The 20,233-nt window shown below is 30.1% G+C and carries 10 protein-coding genes; 2 read left to right on the top strand and 8 right to left on the bottom strand.

The window, feature by feature from the left end; translation table 11 throughout:
* The first annotated feature begins 118 nt into the window (after positions 1-118).
* Together J3477_RS04150 and J3477_RS04155 are read left to right on the top strand one after the other, a co-directional pair.
* Complete coding sequence (locus tag J3477_RS04150) at positions 119-715, top strand: methyltransferase family protein (protein WP_206868294.1); 597 nt, start codon at positions 119-121, stop codon at positions 713-715.
* A 460-nt stretch (positions 716-1,175) separates the two neighbouring features.
* Positions 1,176-1,601, top strand: a complete 426-nt coding sequence (locus tag J3477_RS04155) for a hypothetical protein (protein WP_206868295.1) — start codon at positions 1,176-1,178, stop codon at positions 1,599-1,601.
* A gap of 179 nt (positions 1,602-1,780) precedes the next feature.
* Here the strand turns inward: J3477_RS04155 and J3477_RS04160 are convergent, their stop codons facing one another.
* The 8 genes from J3477_RS04160 to J3477_RS04195 form a co-directional block, all read right to left on the bottom strand.
* Complete coding sequence (locus J3477_RS04160) at positions 1,781-2,389, bottom strand: histidine phosphatase family protein (protein WP_206868296.1); 609 nt, start codon at positions 2,387-2,389, stop codon at positions 1,781-1,783.
* Positions 2,390-3,138: 749 nt separating this feature from the next.
* Complete coding sequence (locus J3477_RS04165; protein WP_206868297.1) at positions 3,139-3,918, bottom strand: PD-(D/E)XK nuclease family protein; 780 nt, start codon at positions 3,916-3,918, stop codon at positions 3,139-3,141.
* 143 nt (positions 3,919-4,061) lie between these two features.
* The gene (locus tag J3477_RS04170) at positions 4,062-4,484 is read right to left on the bottom strand and encodes an SRPBCC family protein (protein ID WP_206868298.1); all 423 of its coding nucleotides are present in this window, start codon (positions 4,482-4,484) and stop codon (positions 4,062-4,064) included.
* Positions 4,485-4,667: 183 nt separating this feature from the next.
* Entirely contained in the window at positions 4,668-7,247 is a 2,580-nt protein-coding gene (locus J3477_RS04175; RefSeq protein ID WP_206868299.1) for a UvrD-helicase domain-containing protein, read from the bottom strand.
* 303 nt (positions 7,248-7,550) lie between these two features.
* The gene (locus J3477_RS04180) at positions 7,551-8,807 is read right to left on the bottom strand and encodes an MFS transporter (protein WP_206868300.1); all 1,257 of its coding nucleotides are present in this window, start codon (positions 8,805-8,807) and stop codon (positions 7,551-7,553) included.
* 12 nt (positions 8,808-8,819) lie between these two features.
* Positions 8,820-12,389: a beta-ketoacyl synthase N-terminal-like domain-containing protein gene (locus tag J3477_RS04185; protein WP_228731246.1), complete on the bottom strand. Its 3,570-nt coding sequence runs from the start codon at positions 12,387-12,389 to the stop codon at positions 8,820-8,822.
* Positions 12,390-12,561: 172 nt separating this feature from the next.
* Positions 12,562-13,812 (bottom strand): ACP S-malonyltransferase, encoded by a 1,251-nt coding sequence (gene fabD, locus J3477_RS04190; RefSeq protein WP_206868302.1) that lies wholly within the window; start codon positions 13,810-13,812, stop codon positions 12,562-12,564.
* Positions 13,813-13,910: 98 nt separating this feature from the next.
* Entirely contained in the window at positions 13,911-20,138 is a 6,228-nt protein-coding gene (locus tag J3477_RS04195) for a non-ribosomal peptide synthetase (protein ID WP_206868303.1), read from the bottom strand.
* Positions 20,139-20,233 lie beyond the last annotated feature (95 nt).

Genomic DNA, 20,233 nt, shown 5'->3' on the forward strand with positions numbered 1-20,233 from the left:
TATCATGCTTTCTACTGTACATAAAAAAACACTTATCCTATGTATTAAATAAATGTTGGTAATATATCAAACTTTTAATGAAAATCGAATATAATTATTCTTAGAAAGGAGTGATAACTTGAATACAGAAAATATCATCGGTTTAATAATTTTAATTACTTTTTATGTCAGTTATTTTACCAAAGCATTTCTTCAAAGTAGAAATGGCATTAAGACTGATAGGATGGGTAAGGGTAGCAAACCTAAGAAAACTCTTATAATAGAAATATGCTTAAAAATTTCCACTATTCTTATAGCCCTAATTCAACTAATTAGCATTATATTTATAAAAAAACTTCCTCTTATATTAGAAAGCAATACAATAAGATATATAGGCTTTTTTATTGCTTTACTGGGCGTAATAATATTTATAACTGCAATGGCAACCATGCGTGATAGTTGGAGAGCTGGAGTTGATAATACTCAAAAGACTAAGCTAGTTAAGGCAGGAATCTATAAATACAGTAGAAATCCTGCATTTGTTGGATTTTATTTATTATACATTGGTATTTCACTGTCCTTCTCTAATGTAATTAACATATTATTTACCTGTGCTACAATTTTGATTTTCCATTTTCAAATATTAGAAGAAGAAAAGTTTCTTCCTACAATTTTTGGCCAAGATTATCTGGATTATAAAAACAGCACATGTCGTTATATTGGAGCTAAAAAGTAATAAAAATATTTATAGTGTGGGAAGCATCAGGAAGTCATATATCATATACAACACATAAATGCTTTCCATAATAAACTAAAAGAATGGATGTATAGTCTTCACAATGTCGCCATAAAATACCTTGCTAACTACATGTACTGATTTAAATGATTACAGTTTTTAATACTGAGAAGGATAATGTAAAGACTAGACATATTTTAGTTCAGTCACAAACATCTCATTCTGAAACGAAGTTAAAGGATTTTAAAATCAAGTAAGTAGTTTATAACTAATTATGTTAAATATTTGAATAATTGTATTACTATGTTGTATAATTCAATAAAGATATAATAGTAAGAAAATGCAGATATTATTTATATAATCATTGGATACTGTAATTCAGATAAAATTAAATTGCTTCTGAATTTATCTTACATGCTTATAAATGAATATTAATGCGTGAATATGTGGGGGAGATAAAATGCTATATAAAATAGGTAAAAAGACCGCAGGTATTGGCATAATCTTAATGAACATTTTTACAATTGTTGTCTTTCTGTTAGTTATACTTAAAATATTGCCATATAATTCTATTGGAGGCGGAAGATTAGATAGTTACCAAACTGCATATCAAACAGCAATCACCAGTATTTTTATAATGTGTTTTGGAATACCAATTGTTGCAATAGCATCTGGATTGATTAAATTCGGACGGTTCAAATTTTTTTTAAAAGTATACTTATGGCTATCATTTGTTTTTGTTTGCTTAAATACAATTGCTAATTTACTTGGTGTAACATTATTTGAGAAGATTATTATGGCTTTAGTTACAGTCATACAAGCAATACTTTTCTTTCGTTTAGCAACAGATAAAGATTCAACGGAGAATACTAATTTGGAAATATGATAGAGAACATGAGCATAATCTTCATTATTCTAAATTGCATTTTTAATAAAATGTGATTTAAGGGAAGTCATTTTTGACTTCCCTTAAAAATTGTCATATTATCAACACCGTTATTAACCATAGTCTTTCTTTAAAAACCTTAAAATAAGGTTGTTTTAAATCGTACGCTTATGATTTAATTATTTTAAATATGACATATCACTTAATCGTCTAATAATATGCTTTCCATCTTGAGTCTCAGTCATAAAGGAAACTCCACCAGCCATACCAAATAAATCGCATTTATTTAAAGCCTCAATATCTAACCCAAGCCACATAGCATTAAAGATACTCAATGTATCACCGTGCGAAACTATGATTATATTTTCATTTTTATCTGCTAATATAATTCTATAAAAATCTAATAATCTGTTCCATACATCTCTACGTGATTCTGCATCATGGAACATCCTATCATCAACCGTTTTTTCTTGACATTGAATGTTTTCTCTTAACCATTGTACTGATTTACCTACTGCTACCCCCAAATTTCGTTCCCTTAATGCTTCAGTAAGAATTGGAGTTATAGCTAAGTGCTTAGAAACTATTTCTGCAGTATTCTTGGCACGCAATAAATCCGATGAATACATTATATATTCTTTCCCTTGTAATTCTGCTGCTAACTTTGTGCCTATTTTATCTGCTTGGATTTTCCCCAAATCAGATAAATCCCAATCTGTCCATGAACCAACCATTCCGTTTGTATGATGAATTGATTGTGTATGTTGAATTGTAATGATGCTTTTCATATGATACTCCTCAATTCCAATCTAATATATTATTCTTTAATATGATTCATAAATAAATTATAGATATCTCAGTTCTACTCTACAAAATTTTGTTGCTGATTCTATTAACTATTAATTAAAACTAAATTACATAGTTAAATCTTATTGAACACTGGTTTAAATATTTTCTCACTTACTTATATCATTTAGAATTTAGTGATTATAGACTATCAATCAACACTAAGTATCCTAAGAGCATTATTTAAATTTATAATAATATTTAAATTTATAATATTATTTAAATATTATTTTTACTCCTGCTTTATCTAAATAATAGAATTATTACAATATTTATATTTAGCTAGAGGCTTTCCTTTAATTAAAATTTTCTACAACGCATATCCACATTTTTCCTGATGATTTACCAACATTTATTTAATACAGTATCTCAGTGGTTTTTATAACTATAAGACTCACACTTAAGAACTGTATTTAACATAATCATTTAAATCCAACTGTCTTCGTAAGATCTTTTTACCGCAATGCATGTCCACCTAGTTCTTGAAATTCTAACAACATTTATTTAATACATATCCTCAGTGTTTTATACTACATAAATACCTGAATAAATGAAACATCTATAATTATCATTTCATTTAAATATATTTAGCAATACTACTTGTCCATTGCAATCTTTAAAAACCACCAACATTTATTTAATACATACCTTCAGGGTTTCATATTACTATACAAACCACTCTAACTCCAACCTACTTCATAAAAGCATCCTTCCATTCATCTTGCTCTACCATATCTTCAGATTCAACTACTTCTAAAATTTCTTCATCTAATTTCACCTTATTTATGTACTGACTATAAGAATTGCAGGAATGCCTAGCATCACAATGTCTGCATACTGCAGTGCCAAATGGAGCTTTCTGCCCTTTCTTAACTTCTTTTAATTTTGACAGAGGTGGTGCTTTAAATTCTCCCTCTTCAATTTTATCTACAGTTTCACCAAAGCATTTTATCTGTTTTTCGAACTCATTATTATCAATTTCAAGTTCAACAATAGGATTCCAATCATCGATTATATCTACTGCTATTTCGTCGCCAATACTGGTTGCTTGTCTAAGTTTTGGAGGAGGGGCAGTTGCTATTACTGCCATATTATTTATTTCAGTGCCCTTAAGGTTTTTCCACATATGAGCGTAAACATTAAGCTGTCCTCTATATAGATCCTTATCATTTCGAACTTCTTCTGCATTATGAATTTTTATATCATACAGTGTTATATTGTCTTCCTTTTCTACTATATCTACAATACCTTCTATTGTATATTTTTTCCCCTTTGGAGTTACTTGCTCTGGCAGTATTAGCTTAACCTCAGCTTCTGTCATATCTTTAGCTACTTTTCCTAGCTTTTCATAATATAATTTTACCTGCTGCCATGCAAACTCTTTCATGTTTAAAGTTATGGAACGTCCAGTTTCGTATTTTAATTCTTCGTAATTATCCTCAAATAGCTCTCTCAATTTCTTTATATCCATACTATACCCCTCATCCCATTTTACATATGCTTAAGATATAATTACGTACTCTTTACGCAACGCTTCTGATAAAGAAGCTATAAGCCTCCAATTTCAACTATTAAGTTATGCATGCCACCATTTTGCATTGCTGATTATTATCCTTAGACTTGAGATTCGGTATATCTTTTAAAATTATCTAAAATTGATTGCCATCCATTTTTCTGCATCTCAATGGGATTAGTATCCTCTGCTTCAAAAGCTTCATTAATCTCTGTTTTATCACCTTGATCTATAAAGGTTATTTGAACTTTTCTTTCATCTCCTAAAGTGTAAGCTAGAACTTCATGCAATTTAACTTCATCATAAATACCCCCAAAATCAAAGCCAAAACTTCCATCTTTAGCTTCCATTCTTGAAAGAAATTTACCTCCAACTCTTAAATCATTTTCTGCAACAGTAGTATGCCAATCTTCTGAAGCGCTGTTCCACTTCTTTATATGCTCAGGCTCTGTCCAGCATTTCCATACCTTTTCTACTGGTGCATTTACCGTTGTCATTATATTTATTGTTTTATTATTTTCCATAATAGTTCTCTCCTTTAATATAAGTTTATATTTTGATTTTATTGTTTTATGGATGTACCACTTCGTAATAAAACTTATATTTTTAAATTCTCTCACCAGAAGCCATGAGAGTTTTAAAAATAGATTTCGGTTCGAACTGGTACATCTATACATCAATAATCTTAGTATCTTCTAGTTTTCTTTTCATATGCTTCTCATTTCTATATAATAATTATGGATATCTTCTAAGGTATTATGCACCAAGCTACCAAAGAAGGTTATGGTAGTTCTAGCTGGCACAAAGTTGTATTTTTTATATATCATATATTTTCTAGGGCAATCATTGTAAGCTAAATAATGAGTTGTATAGGAATAAACCTTTGCTATAGTTTCATCTTTCTTATTAGCTTTTGGCATTGAATCTACCTCTAAACTTTGAATTAAAGGTAATCTGGCATTTGCAATATCATCCTTAAAATATGGATGCATTCTCTGACCTAAACCTCTGAAATTTGGTATTATAAGTAAAATCTCTGCTCTGGACAAAGCTACATAATAAGATCTCATTCTATCAAAATGAGCTATTTTATTTAATGGTTCATATTCTCCATTTAAATAAGGTCTTACTAAAGCCTCCAATTTGTTCTCATTGTTCATAACTGGTGGCACCGCTCCTAAAATAACTACAGGAAATTCTAAACCTTTTGCCTGATGTATAGTTAGAAATGAAACTCTACCTTTTGGTATTGGCTCAGCTTTAATCTCATAATCTCCTTCTTCTCTTTTATATAAAGCTCCTAAATAAGAAGTTACAAATACCCTCACGAAGGTTTCTTCATAGAGTGCTTGTCCGGTTATTAATCCGACGTTATGTTCAATAAAAAAGTGAAGATAATTAGTTATATTAGATAAATTATAAATAGGACCTTCATCAATACCATTTTCAGCATCGTCAAAAACTTTTTTGAATCTATCAAAACCGCATAGCTGATAAAATAAATCTAATAGGTTCCAGTCTAAAGAATTAATTCTCGTAATAAGCCATCGATAATTTAGGTTTATACCTTCATTGATCTTCTTTTCTATTATTCTTTCTAAGGATTTTTTATTAATTTCCTTTTGACCTGTTTCTGACAATTTGTCCTTTAATGCCTTCTTCAAATTTTCACAGCTTTTTCTATCCATTGAGTCATTTAATGAAATATTACTTTTTTCCAAATACTTTAGTATTTCAAAATAATCATTTTTTAAGTTGTCTAATTCAAATATTGTTTTATCAATAAAGCATTGAAGTTCATAATCCTCAGCTATTATATTCTCTGCTGAAAATAAGCACTGCTGTATCCAATCATTAAACTCCTTATGCTTTCCTACATTAAATCTCTCTTCTATTTCTGGTGTTCCAAATAAATAAAAGATCAACCCAAAAATGTCCATGGGTTCAGGATTATCAAAAAATCTGCCTGCACGAGGTGCATAGACCTCTATTCCTACCTTTTTAAACTCAGCCTTTAATTTTGGTGCATTACTGTTACCTTTTAAGTAAGTGAACAACACTGCAACCTCTGATGGATCTGAAATCACCTTTTTATCTAGCATTTCTTTTACTTTTAAAGCAATTTCTCTGTACACTTTATCTGGAGATTCACCTACAGTGGTTACTACTGAGATTCCATTATCAGAACTATGCGCTTTTATGTCTTTATCTACATTTCTATAGAAGCTACCGTTTAAAGTTTCATTTGCCCAGTTTTCTTTTTCCATAAAATTCGTATAATACTCAACAATCTTCTTTCTAGATCTATAGTTAATATTTAGTTTAATCTTCTTTGGTTCAATATCTAAATAATCTTTACATCTAATATCAAACTGAACAAAATTTTCAACTGTTGCACCTCTAAATCTATAAAGCGACTGATCATCGTCACCTACAACGCAGATATTCTTGAATTTATTTGCAAGCTTAAAAAATATCTTTTCTTGAATGTTATTAGTATCTTGATATTCATCTATAATGATGTGTTTAAAAATCTTTTCACTATTATAGCTTTCACATAAAACCATATAGCCAAATTGCTGGAGTAATGATAAGTCAATAGTTTGTCTTGGTTCATTTTTGAGACTTTCAAGATAAAATTTATATAATTTTCCGAGCATCGAAAGTGTTTCATCACCTTCTGGATTATTTATCACTCTATCTACTTCTATACACTCTTCTGAAAATCTATTAAATAGAGCTATTAAAGAATTTACTATGGAATTCTTAGAAATAGATCTAGCCCCTAAGTATTCTTTTATTTCTTCCTTATATGTATCAGTAAGTCCCAAGACTCTTTCAGCTCTACCTAAGAATTTATTACTGCTGACATAAAAATACTGATCTATCTCCTGCATGATAATAGGGCGTTTTTTCTTCAAGTCATTTTTAAATCTTTTATCTAAAATAAATCTTTGACATAATGAATGTACCGTCCCTACATACATATTAGAAATATCATAGTGCTTTTTTGTTTCTGCTGTGGCAAGCGCCAGCAGTGAAGTTAGACCTGCTTTAAGTTGCTCCGCTGCTTTCTCTGTAAAGGTACTTAAAAATATTTCTTCCGGTTTAACATCATGAAATACTATTAGATTTACACATCTCCATAACAATACTCTAGTCTTACCTGAACCAGGACCAGCCACTAGATATAATGGACCATTTATATTCTTTATAGACTCTTCTTGAGCTTTATTAGGGTTAAATCCACTTTTAATAAATAAATCCTCTATTCTAATAACACTCACCCTCTCATCCCTATATTGTGTATTATTTTACCATACTAATTACCCTTACACTACTATCATCTTACATATTACCTAGAATGTTTTAAAATTTTCATTCTAATTTAACTATTAAATATTTTCTAGAAAGAATAGCTTCCAGCTTTCTTATCAATCTCTCCTAACTTCTGGCATAGATAATTTTAAAACCCTAGTAGAACTACAATATTCTCTACTAGGGTCTTTTCTAAAACTACATTTATTAAGTTAATTATCTAAAAGTTATTTCAGAAGCTTGCATATTATTTAAGGGTACTTATTTTATTCCTAATCAGAATTCAAACTCAATTCGCTTACGGGTTCTTCTATTGGTTTTACTAACGTATTTAAAGCAAATTTAATAATCATACCTACTATTCCAACAATTACAGCATAAGTTATAATCTTTGTGTCGTATAGATATCCAAATATAAAGTTTCCTAGTATACTTCCAATTGCAAACATCATTAGTAACATTGAATTATATCTTCCTAAGAACTCACTATTAACTTTCTTTTGGCTAATTGTTAAGTAAAATACTCCATAATTAGCAAATGATAAGTAGAATACAAATGATACCACAACTAAAAACACAACCATCATTAAATTATTTTCCTTTAAATAGCTAAAGATTGTTCCATTTGCAAGTAAAAGCATACTGGCAATCCCCAAAAGCATTCCACTCATACTGAAATTTAAAGCCTTAATCTCATTCATCTTTTTATTAATTCTAGGTATAGTAAGTACCATAGAAACAGACGCTATAGAAATTGCAGTTTGAACAACAGAGTAGTTTTGGTCACTTCCATTAAAAATATTTTTTATTATAAACGGCATACCAACAGTAAACAATGGTAGTACAAATACATAACTAAACATTCCATTCAATGCAAGTGAAAATATTTGTTTATCTTTAAATAGAGTGATTCCTGATTTAATATCACTAAATACGGAATTTCTCTTTCTATTTGGAATATCTTTAAATTTATAAAGTGTTGCAATAAACGCCATTAAGAAAAACGTTACTGCATCAATACCTATAACAAATTCAATCCCCTTACTATGATATATTAATGCAGCTATCATAGGTGCTATGATTTGTCCTATTTGCAAAGCTGTTCTGTATATCATATTTCCCTTCACAAGATCCTCTCTTTCCAGTATATGTGGAATTACTGTTGAAACGCAGGGTTGATATATTACTGAACAAATACCAAATATTATGGCCATAATATAAATTCCAGTTATACCTAGTGACCCTTTACTACTTAGTGCAATGAACAATACAAGGACCACGCCTCTTATTAAGTCAAATCCTACCAATATTTTCTTCTTGTCTAGCCTATCTACTATTACTCCTGCAATTGGACCTAAAACAATATTAGGAATAACAGCTAATGTTAGAATAAAAGCAAACTTAGATGCTGATCCAGTTAACTTTAATATATACAATGCTAACGCAAAATCGAGAAATGCATCTCCCATTATAGTGATAATTGATCCTGAGACAAACAAACTAAATGTTCTATTCTTAAATAAATTCATAATATTATCCTCCTAGATGAACTTAACTCTCCTGCAGTAATCAAACATGTCAGAAAAATTATATTCTTTTATTTTGGGCCATTGGAATCCTAACATACTTAGAATCATATTTGTCTTACCTTGTTCTATGTGAATCCTATTCGCATGGCTTTCTAATATCTCTGCATTTAAATCACCAAATAGATGTATCATTAAATTTTGAACATATTCTACCATATTTGCATCATCATTATGAAGATACAAATAATCAAAGAATTCATCAATTGAAACCTTACTTACATTTAAATTATATTTATCATTCGCTATTACATTTGGGATATTTCCTAGATATGGATTTCTAATGTGATAAATTTGATTTTTTAGCTCTGCTCTATTAAATAATAAAACTATTGCAAGACTTACATAATCAACAAAAGAACAATCAAAAGGTATATCTATATCTGGAACCTTCTCCATTCTTATAAAAGACTTGAGTATTAAATAAAAAGCATTGTTATTAATATTTTCTTGAAATTTTCCATTTGCAGAATTACAAGTTATATTAGCGATTCTAAAGATGTTAGCGTTTATACCTTCTCTTCTGGCTCTTATTACTGCTTTTTCTGCAATTAGTTTAGTTTTCCCATAATATCCTTGTATCTTTTCATCGCTTATATCTTCCTCATATTCAGAAAACATCTCAGCTTTATTACTATTCATCAAACCTTGTCCCACAGCAAGTGAAGAGATATAATTTACATCCTTAAATTTTATATTCTTTGCAAAACTTAATATCCTTTCTGTAGCAAGTACATTTGCTTCATGGAACTCTTGATATCTTCCAAAATGATTTGCATTAGCCGCTGAATGTATGATACAGTCTACTTTTTCTGAAAGTTCCTTATACTCGTCCTCGCCTAGTCCAAAGTTTTCATGAGCTAAATCCCCATCTACAATAAATATTCTTTTTTTGAATCTATAATAAAAATCCTCATCGAAGTAATATTTAATCTTTTCTTCAAGTCTTTTCCCAGAATCAATACTATTACTTGACCTAACAATTGCATATACATTACTTTCAGTAGAATTCATTAATCTAGAAAGTATGTGCACGCCTAGATACCCAGTTACCCCTGTAAGCAAGATATTTTCGTATTTATCTTTTTTATTTAAATTTATATTTTCATAAATTTTATTTTTTTCTTTATAATCTAAAACTTTAACTTTTAGTTCTTTATCTTCTATTATAGATCCAGCTGTGGGGCTACATTTTAAAACTTCTTTTATATTATCAAGCTTTTCTTTTAAGTTGGCATTAATGCATCTAATATTTATAGCTAAGCTATTTATTGTGTTGTATTTATACACATCTGCCAAACTTACGTCAAATTTTCCTCTTAATTTCCCAACAAATATTGAAGCTTGCAAGGAATCAATCCCCATTGCTAATAAGTCATCAAATATATTAACCTCGTTATAACCTGTTAGCTCAAACCATGCATCTGCAATATCTTTTTCTTTTTCTGTATAGTTATTATCCTGCCTTCCTATAAGCTTAATTCTAGGTTTATCACCATAATTTTTATCTAAAGAACTTACATATCCTTTATAACCTTCCATAGCCTTATCTAATTGTTCAACTATATTATCAGGTAAATTTTCTTTTTTAATAAATTCATATACCTCTATAAATTTATGTTCCACCGATCTATTTCTAGGTAAGTTGAACCAGCATCTATTTCTATCAAAGTGATATTTAGGCAGGCTGACCTTTCTTCTACTCCCATCTCTATAAAACTTCTCCCAATCTATATCTACACCCTTTTCGTATAATTCACATAACTCCTTAAGTGCGTCTACATCTTTCCTGCTACTTTCCAAAAATCTGTTAATACTGTAATCTACTCTCTTAGCGAATTTAGCCTTGTCTTCTTCAGAACTCTCAGTAAACATATATTTTTCTAGAGTCTTATTACTTAAATCAGCAATTTTATTTCTTAAATCTTCTTCATCTCTAACAATTAATGCCACTCTATACTTGCAATGCTTTCTACCAGTTTTAACTGTGTAACATATATCAGAAAAGCTAATCTGTTCTTTACGATTTAAGAAATCTCTATATTCAGCAATTAATCCATTTAAAGATGCTAAACTCATTGCTGAAAAGGTTATAATATCTAAATCACTATTTTCTTTTATATCTTCACTAAACTTTTTTGGTTCCTCAAGTATTAAGTGACCATTTGTCCCGCTCATTCCAAAGCTACTAACTCCACATCTAAGCAATTCTCCATCATTAGTCCAATCACTAAGCCTATCATTTACGTAAACTGGAGAATTTTTAAAATCTATATTTCTATTTGGTACTTTAAAGTTTATATTTGGTGGAATCTTTCTATTTTTTATCGCCATTATAGCTTTTATAATACCAGCTAAGCCTGCTATACCATCTGTATGTCCAATATTCGTTTTTGCAGAACCTATTGCACAGAATTGCTTTTTATCAGTGTACTTATTAAAAGCATTTGTAATTGCTTTTATTTCTATTGGATCCCCTAATTTAGTTCCTGTTCCATGAGCCTCAATATATGAAATTGTTTCAGGACTTATATTTGAATTCTTCCAAGCATCTAAAATAACATTTTCTTGAGCTTTCGCATTAGGTGCTGTGATTCCGATTGAACTCCCATCTTGGTTAATAGCACTTCCCTTAACAACTGCATAAATTTGATCCTTATCTCTAATAGCAGCATCTAAAGACTTCAATAATATTGCAGCACATCCTTCACCTGTATTAGTACCATCAGAACTATCATCAAAAGTTTTGGTCAAGCAATCAGAAGATTCTATCCCAATCTTGACTCTTTCTATTGATTGTATGCCAGGCAAAATAGCTATATTTGTACCTCCAACTAGAGCCATCTCACAGTCACCATTTCTTATCCCTTGACAAGCTTGATGTATGGCAGTAAGTGCTGACGAACAAGCAGTATCTATTGCTAATGCAGGTCCTTTTAAATCTAAAATATAGGATAATCTACTCGCCATAACAGATTTTAAATTTCCAAGCACAATACTGCCAATAAAGGAAGGATCTGCATGCTCAATATACTTACTGTATTGTTCAACTATACTATTACATACAGCCATGTATATTCCTGTTTTTGTACCTTTTATTTTATTACCTGCATATCCAGCATCCTCTAATGCTTGCCATGCTATTTGCAAAAAAATCCTTTGATTAGGATCCATTAACTGTGCTTCATTTAAATTAATACCAAAAAAACCGTTATCAAACTTATCAATTTCTTTCATGTATGATAATTTATCGTATTTTAGTTCTTGGTTTTTATTCTTAATACCAACATATTCAAAGTATTTATCTACATCCACTTTTCGTTCCTTTGGAAGCTCACACACTCCATTTTCTCCATTTTTAAGCAACTCCCAATATTCGTCTAGATTATCGGTTGATGCAAACTTACATGATATACCAATAATTGCCACATCATTGTTAGATAGCTCTTCTACAATTACCTCTCTATTTTCACTAGCATCAGAATCAAATATATCAAATTGTAAATCCTCTAGATCAATAAACATATTAGACAAATTCATCCCTCCTTATAAGTATGGAAACTTCCTTAACCTTATAATTTATTTTCTTATAGTTTCTAATTCTTGCATTGGTTAAGTCTATAGCTGTATATTGTATCTTACTGATAAACTGACATGCGTTTTATTCAACCAATGCAACTGCTGCCTTTTACCAAATTTATATTATATGAAAGTTTTTAAAGTACTTTTCAGTATTTGTTTCCTTAAATAACTGTCGAAATCTTTCCACTTGTTCAGCCTTTGTTGTTCCTTTAGTTTTAAAAACTGATTTTAACATCTCTACAGCACTATTCATTTGTTCAATGGAAGGTTCTATATTTTTCGCTTCTAATTCCAATCTAAGCCTTTCTATCTTTTCATAAGGCTCTACTACGCCTTTTTTATATTGTTCATTATTTGAGTTATAATTCTTTGTACTTACAGCCATACCTAAGCTTCTAGAAATTATATTGTACCTTTTATTTCTTAGTTTACTTTCTACATTTTCTTTTAAACTTACAACATCATCCTTTTTATCATAACTATATGCTCTAATATTTTTCATATTAGCTTTTGCTAAATTTCTTAATGTAGCCCTTGGACCAAATTCAACTATGGTATCTACACCATTTTCACTCAAATAATCCATTGTGCTTTTCCATCTTACAGGCTTAACAATTTGACTGGTTAACATATCTGCAATATTATCTTCTATCCTATATGGTAGAGCCGTAACATTTGATATTACATTGTATTTCAAATCATTAAACTTGTATTTGTCTAATTCACTTTTCAACTTTTCTGCAGCTTTTTCCATTAGCGGAGAGTGGAAAGCCGAACTAACATTTAAACCAATAACCTCTGCTCCTCTACTTTTTAACACCTCACCAGCGCCTTTTACAGCTTCACTCTCTCCAGATATAACTAAATTATCAGCCCCATTATAATTGGAAATACAAATAATATTTCCTTCTGATAAAATTCTATCAATCTCATCAGATACGATTTTTTCACTAATATTTCTAATTGCCATCATCGAGCCACTTTTTGTTTTTTCTGATTCTTTCATGAATTTACCTCTAAGTCGGACTAGTCTCAAAGCATCTGCAAACTCGATAGCTCCTGCTCCTACTAACGCAGAGTACTCACCAAGACTATGACCTGCTAAAAAGGATGGTTCGATTCGTAGTTCTTGCATATAAACCCTCATTTGAGCTATACTAACTGTTAAAATACACGGCTGAGTATTTTCAGTTTTTGATAGTTCTTTCAAATCTCCGTTGAAACATAGATTTCTTAAATCAAAGCCAAGTATTTCATTCGCTTCTTCAAAGGTTTGTCTGACAATTGCAAATTCATCATACATACCTTTACACATTCCTACATATTGTGAGCCTTGACCTGAATATAAAAAAGCAAGTTTACTCATATTTACCTCATTTCTACTGATTTATTTAATCGATAAAATTAATATAATTGCGGTTATCTATTTATTATTTATAACAATGATAACCTCTGATTTGCCATTTACTTAGTTACACCTATTACTTTATTTATTAAATTGGCATAATTATTGAACAATACATGAATTCTGTCATCTTTTAAATTTTTTTCATTATATAAACACTCAAATTCATTATTAATAGTACTGAATGCAATAATTAAGTCATAGTTGTTAAACTGATTTCTATCAAATCTATCAACACTTGCAAAAATTACTGTTCTAGAATTATAATTACTCTCTCTTCTCTCTAGTCTAGACAAACTAAGCCTATACTTGCTATCATCTTTACATTTTTCAAGCTCTTTCTCCATCAAACTAATAATTTCATAAAAATTCTTTATCTTACTAATGTCAATTTTTATTTCACTTACAACATCATCTGAATTCAACAATACGTTAATATTTATTTCCTTTTTCTTAGATGCTTGTGCTAATAAAAATACATAACTAGCCAGAAATAAATGTTCTTTTTTAAAATTATTATTTTTGCATAGCTTATTCATCATGTTAATTGCTTCAGAACTCATTTTATATTTCAATACCCTTGATTTACTAAGCTTTCTATCTGAAACTATATATTCATCTTTAAATTCTACCGTTTCTAAGACTTTGTTTGCTCTGGTACTTTTTTGCTCAGCCTGTTGAATAAAAGTTGCCAAACTATTTATAGTAGGATAAGCAAATATATCTGCCACTTCAATAACTCTGTCGCTGTATAACTTCTTTAATTCATTATGCATAGATATAAGCTTCATAGAATCTCCGCCTATATCAAAAAAATTATCATATATTGCTATCTTCTCATTTCCAATAATATTTACCCAAATGTTTTTAATGCTCTTTTCAACTTCAGTAGTTTCTTCCTCTTTTAAATCTTCAGAGTCTGAATTAATAGCCTCCATTTTGGAGATGGCTTTCAAATCTACTTTTCCATTAAAAGTAATCGGTATTTTTTCTACTTGAATAAATTCTTGTGGAATCATGTAAATAGGGAGAATGGCTCTTAAGTATTGTCTCAATTCATTGGAACTTATATCTTCTTTGACTACGTAATATAAGATCAGATCTTTTTCTCCTAATTTGTTATCAATACAGACAATTGCGCAGCTTTGTATTTTCTCATTTTTTTGTACCGCTACTTCTATTTCTGCTATTTCAATTCTAAAGCCTCTTATCTTAACTTGATTATCTATTCTACCTAGATATTCGATATTACCATCTGCAAGCCATCTCGCTAAATCTCCAGTCTTGTACATCTTTTTTCCAGGTTCAAAAGGATTATCAACAAATTTCTCTCTTGTTAATTCTTCTCTGTTAATGTATCCTCTTGCCAGGTTAGCCCCAGCTACACATAGCTCTCCTGGTACTCCTATTGGCGCTGTTTCACCGTCCTTTGACAGTATATATACAGAGGTGTTTTGGATTGGCTTTCCTATAGGTATATTTTTATACTGCTTGTCCACAATAAAGCTTGTGCTTACTACTGTGTTTTCTGTTGGCCCATAGTTGTTAACTAGCTTATAATTTGTTTCCTTGTAGGTTTTAAGTTTATCCGCTCCTGTTAGCAACACTCTTAAAGACTTACTTTCAAAGTTTATAAACTGCTCACATACTTGAGTTGGAAGAAAGCTTATTGTTATACCTTTTTCGTTGTAGTATTCATGCAGTCTCTCTACATCTAACATTATGTCCTTTGGTATTATCTCTATGGCTGCTCCCTTTATTAAGTAAGGGAATATCTCCCATACAGAGGCATCAAATGCAAAGCCTGCATACTTCGTAGCCTTATCCTTTTCGCTAACTTCATAATAGTCATTATGCCAGTTACATAGATTTACTAAAGCCTTGTGCTCTACCATTACTCCCTTAGGATTTCCTGTTGTTCCTGATGTATAGATAACATAGGCTAAGTTTTCCTCACAGCACACCTTGTCCAAGTTACTATTATCTCTTCCGTATAACTCTTTATCATCTAAGTTAATAGTCTCTCCACTAAAATCAACTTTTTCCATCAACTTTGTTTGCGTTAAAAGTATCTTTGCATTACTATCAGTAAGCATATACTTTATTCTATCTTCTGGATATTCCGGATCTATTGGTAAGTAGGCTCCTCCTGACTTTAAAATTCCCATTATCCCAACTAGCATATCAACTGAGCGTTCCATCATTATTCCAACTATGCTCTCTGAACTTATGCCTTTTTGCCTTAACACCCTAGCCAATGAATTAGCTTTTTCATTCAATTGTTTATAGGTCAAATGGCAGTTTTCATACCCTACAACTATATTGTCTGGAGTCTTAACTACTTGCTCCTCAAACAATTCTTGTATTGTTTTTCCTGATTCATAAGCTCTATTTGTAGCATTAAATTCATAAATAACCTTGTTCTTCTCTTCTTTACTCAACATATCTATCTCTGATAGCTTCACGTCAGATCGCTCTGCTACACAAGTTAATATGTTTACATAACTTGTAATCATTCTTTCTATTGTGTCTTTTTTGAATAAGTTCACACTATATTCCAAGTTAAATTTAATTGAGTTTTCTAACTCACAAGCTGCTAAAGTTATATCAAATTTGGATATTTCAAGACCTAAACTAATATTACTTATGTCTCCGTTTCCATCATTCATATTTTCTAATACAAACATTACATCAAACATAGGATTTCTACTTGCATCTCTTTTTATATTCAATTTATCAACTAGATTCTCAAATTGGTATTCTCTATTATCAAAATCATTTATTGTATTATCTTTTACCTCTTCCAGAAAATCTCTGTAAGCCTTGTTTCCTGATGGATAGTTTCTTAGAACCATAGTGTTTACAAACATTCCTACAACATTTTTCAGTTCCAACCTTACTCTTCCTGCCTCTACAGTTCCTACAACAATATCTTCTTGTCCACTATATTTTGATAGTAAAATATTAAAAGCTGATAATAGTACCATATATAAGGTAGAACCTGTTTGCTTGGCCAAATCATTTAACTTAAAAGCTAGACCTTCACTTATTTCAAAATCTACTTTGCTTCCTTCTGACTTTTTTACTTTAGGTCTTTCATAATCAGTTATTAAGTTTAATACAGGAACATCATTCTCAAATCTCTTTAACCAATATTGTTCTTGTATTTTCAAAGCTTCTTGTTGCTCTTTACTGTTTTGCCATTCAGAATAATCCTTATATTGGATTTCTAGCTCCTCAACAGATTGTCCATTGTAAATCCTATTGAATTCATCCATTATTAACGCCCTTGAAACTCCATCTACTACTATGTGATGAAAATCTAACATGAGCACATAATCTTTATCTTCTAACTTAACAAGTTTGCCTCTCAATAACGGTGCCTTTTCCAAGTCAAATGGTTTTACAAAACTGCTTATTTCATCATTTATATTTGCCCTACTTATTTCTTTATATTTAAAATCCAGTTTACATTCCTGATTTATCTTTTGAACCAATTCACGATCTATAATTCTAAAACTTGTTCTTAATGCTTCATGTCTGTTTATGATCTCATTTAATGTCTTTTCTACTTTATCTTTATTAATTTCTTTCTTATATTCAATGAATAGTGGCATATTATATTCCACACTGTTCTTATTCATTTCCCACAGTGTGTATATTCTTTTTTCTGCTGAGGAAGGTTTGTAATACTCTTGCTCTTCAGCTCTTTTTATCCTTATATACTCATGCTTATTTTTAGATTCAATTAGTTTACCTAAAGAGACTAGTATAGGATTACTAAATATTTCTTTAACACTTATTTCTACATCTAGTTCCGCTCTTATTTCTGATGCTAATATAGCTGCTTTTAATGAATGTCCTCCGCACTCAAAAAAATCATCGTTAATACCTATCTGCTCTTTTTTAAGCACTCTCTCCCATATACTAGCAAGTTTCTTTTCTACATAGCTTTTTGGTTCTTCATAATTATCCTTTGCGGTCTGAGAGATATCTATTTTTTCTAAACTACGCTTATCTATTTTTCCATTTTGAGTAATAGGCATTTTATCTATTTCGATTATATAACTTGGTATCATATATGAAGGCAGATATTTTTTTAACTCTTCTTTCAATTCTGAAATATTGATTTTTTTATTTACTACAATGTACGCACATAAAAATTTTTCTCCAGAATTATCTGCCTTTAGCAATATTGATACCGCTTTTATGTTTTTTAATTTTAAAATTTGGATTTCTATCTCTTCTATTTCTACTCTATACCCTCTTATTTTAACCTGATTATCCAATCTTCCTAAATATTCTATGCTACCATCAGGAAGCCATTTCGCTAAATCCCCAGTCTTATATAACTTTTCTTCGTCATTAAAAGGATTAACTATAAATTTACTTTTTGTTACATCATCTCTATACAAATATCCTCTTGCTAATCCATCCCCACCAATACATAGCTCACCTGCAACTCCAATAGGCAATAACTCATTATTTACTCCCAATATATAAGCCTTTGCATTACTTATTGGTTTTCCTATATTTGGTCTTTGTTTAAATTCTTTTATGTTAAATCGGTTTATAAGGCATGCAGCTGTACCAATTGTAGTTTCAGTTGGACCATAGTGATTTAGGATTAAAGTATCTGGATATCTACTTAAATAATTCTCAACATCATCCACATTTATAGCTTCTCCCCCAATTACAATAGCTCTCAAGTAACTGTACATTGGAAGTTTTTTATATTTATTAGACGTAATTATCATACTGAATAGCGAAGGAGTTAACTTTATATAAGTTATTTGATTTTCAAAAAAATAACTCACTAGAAGATCTGGCTCCATATATATGTCTTTCGAAATAACATGAAGCTCACATCCAGATAAGAGTGCAGAATATAGTGTTGTATAACTCAAATCAAAGGCATAAGAAGACAATAGCACACTTTTGTCTGCTTCACTTAATCCTATAGTTTTTGAGAACCAAGTTTTATAATTTATTAAACTTCTATGTTGTATTGCTACTCCTTTTGGCTTACCTGTGGTTCCAGATGTGTAGATAACATAGGCTAAACTATTTGGATTACATACGGTAACTAAGTTATTTGTATCATTTTCATATAAAGATTCATCCTTTATATCTATAACTAATCCATCGAAATTAACCTTATTTTTTAATGAATCCTCTGTCACCAATGTTTTCGCTTTACTATCATCTAGCATATATTCTATTCTTTCAGACGGATATTCCGTATCTATTGGCAGATAAGCCCCTCCAGACTTTAAAACAGCAACTATTCCAACTATCATCTCAATAGAACGTTCCAACATTATTGCTACAATGGTATCTTCTTTGACACCACTTTCTCTCAATGATATAGCTAAAGAGTTGGCTCTATGATTCAGCTGCCTATAAGTTAGTTTTCTGCCTTCAAATACTACTGCTACTTTTTCTGGAGTTCTATTTACTTGCTCTTCAAATAATTCCTTTATAGTTTTGTTCTTATGATAATCATCCTTAGCATTATTAAATTCATATAAAAGTTTATCTCTCTCACTTAAATTTATAGACTTTATAGATTTAATATCTAAATCAACGTTATCTAACAAGTTAGCTGCTATAAATATATATCTATCAAAAATATTTTTTACTTCCAAATCGTTATATTTATTTACATCATACTTGATCTCTAGTTTTATACCTTCCGAAGTCTTATCAAAGATAAACAGTAGCCCAAATTCATACGCTTCGATAAATTCATACTCCTGCAAATTTTTATATAAAAATCCAATCTTAAAGCTTTCTTTTGATGAATTTATACTCATCCCTAAGCTTTTTAGTATCAATTCTAATGGATAATCACCATTTATAAAGGCTTGTTTAAAATTTTGACTTTCTTGTAGAACTACTTTTTTTAGACTCATCTCATCTTCAATTTTTGTATCTATAAGTACACATCCATTATATCCATCTGTGTATTGATCCTTTAATAATGGAGTAATTATAAAACTTTCGTTTAATCCATAGTATTTTTTCAACATACATTTCAATATAGATGAAAGAAAAACCATTAAATTAAAGTCATTATTTTTGCATATTTTTAAGACATTTTCTTCAAAGTCTTTTGGAAGCATTATTTCCATATCTTTGTATTCTTTTACTTGATTTAACTTTGTGTAGTCATATAATATATCATCTTTAGACACATTATCTTTTAATCTTCCGCTCCAATATTTTAGTTGTGCTTTTAATTCATCCATTAATATGAATTCATTAATATCCAATTTATTCTTCACTGCATCATCCCCCTGTACTTTAAGCAAGTTCATTTACGGTATCTATGAAACGGCATTTTTAGTTATAGATTATACTCTATCCCATCAAGAGATCT

It is taken from the genome of Clostridium zeae (genome assembly GCF_017312485.1).
Classification (GTDB): domain Bacteria; phylum Bacillota; class Clostridia; order Clostridiales; family Clostridiaceae; genus Clostridium_AR; species Clostridium_AR zeae.